We start from the raw sequence: 1,479 nt of genomic DNA on the forward strand, positions 1-1,479 counted from the left end.
CTAGTTTGAGCACAGATCTTCATCGAGGAAGTAGCCTTCGGCGATAGCGTTAAAGCGTGTGAGGCCGCGGGACATTGTGATTGGCCCTGTGGATCGTTCGCTTTCATAGCCGGTCCAGCCGCCGAGGCGGGCGATTGTCCAGGCGGCCCACGCAAGGCTTTGGGGCGGATATGGGTTCTGCTGCTTGATGGTGCGACCTTGAAGTTTGCCCTGGAGCGCTTCGAGGACTTCGATCTGTCTGTCGTCGAAGGCGTGACTGGCGGGCTGGTCATGGTGTGAGGCTGCGCGTGCGAGCACGAGCTGCATGCTGGTCGTTGCGCCGATCAATGCAATGACGGCGAGCTTTTCGAGAGCCTCGCCGTCTTCGGCGACGCTCTCTTCGATCTTCAGTCCCTGGCTCTTCACGGTCCGGAACAGCTGCTCGATGTGCCAGCGCTGCCGATACCAGCCGATGACAGTCAGTGCCTGTGCGACGGTATCGACGGCGTGGGTGGTCAGCAAGCGCCAGTGGACCGGCGTTTCCTTGGCAGGCGGATCGCGCTCGATGACCTCGATCGCTGACAGTTCAATTTCCTCCGGGGCATCCCGGTCGGAACAGGATTGCGGACGGCGGATTTGGACGCGCCCGAAGCGCACGGTCAGGCAGGCCTGCCGCGCCTGACGCTTCTTGCCAGGCCGCGCGGGCAGATCGAGCGAGTAGCTGTGCTTTTCGGGCAGCTCCGCCATGGCCGCAAACAGCGTCCCGCCGTCGACCATCGCGCGGTCGCGGCAGGCGCGCGTCAGAAGCTGGGTGCGCCGGTCCGGCAGACGAGCCCATTTCTCATAGATATCGCCTTCGCGGTCATCGATCACCGTGACCTGGGCGGCCTTGCCCAGTGCCGCCTTGGCCCGCTGAGGCCCTTTGAGCCAGCGGTAGGACTCCTTTTCCTCGATCGGCTGCTTGCGATAATCCTTGCTCTTGGATTTGAAGCGCCGCCAGACCTGGACATCGAGCAGACCGAGGCAATGTCCATGCTCGGCATCAACCGCCAGCATCGGATGCACGAACAACCCGACATCGCGGCCATTGCCAACGGTGCCAAGGCCGCGTTTGCGTCCGCGCTGGCTCTCATAATTGATTTCGCTGGTATCCTGGATCACCAGCACATGACGACCGGCGCAGGCCTCGGCTACCCGCGCTCTCTGGTGCAGCACCATCTTCGAGACCGTGACCCGGTCGTTCACCACAAACCGGCGGAATGCGACCTGCTCGGCGCGCGTGTCGCCAAGCTGACGCAGGCAGATCGTCTGCCGATCCGACACGCGCTGCAACAACCGCGCGCCGTTTTTTTAAGACGCGCGTCGCCAAAATGTCCCAGATTCATTTCCGCCACCGCCCGATGATGCGAATCACGATGGCGGACAAAGAATCACAGCAGATTCCTCCGACTCAAGTCCCAATTGCTTGAAAAATCGAAGAAAGATCTGTGCTCAAACTAG

Annotated in this window: 1 protein-coding gene; it reads right to left on the reverse strand. The window is 61.7% G+C overall.

From position 1 onward, the window contains the following. Complete coding sequence (locus FXB38_RS42105; protein WP_148756718.1) at positions 1-1,314, reverse strand: IS4 family transposase; 1,314 nt, start codon at positions 1,312-1,314, stop codon at positions 1-3. Positions 1,315-1,479: the final 165 nt, after the last annotated feature.

The sequence above is a fragment of the Bradyrhizobium cytisi genome (assembly GCF_008123515.1).
Taxonomy (GTDB): Bacteria; Pseudomonadota; Alphaproteobacteria; order Rhizobiales; family Xanthobacteraceae; genus Bradyrhizobium; species Bradyrhizobium cytisi.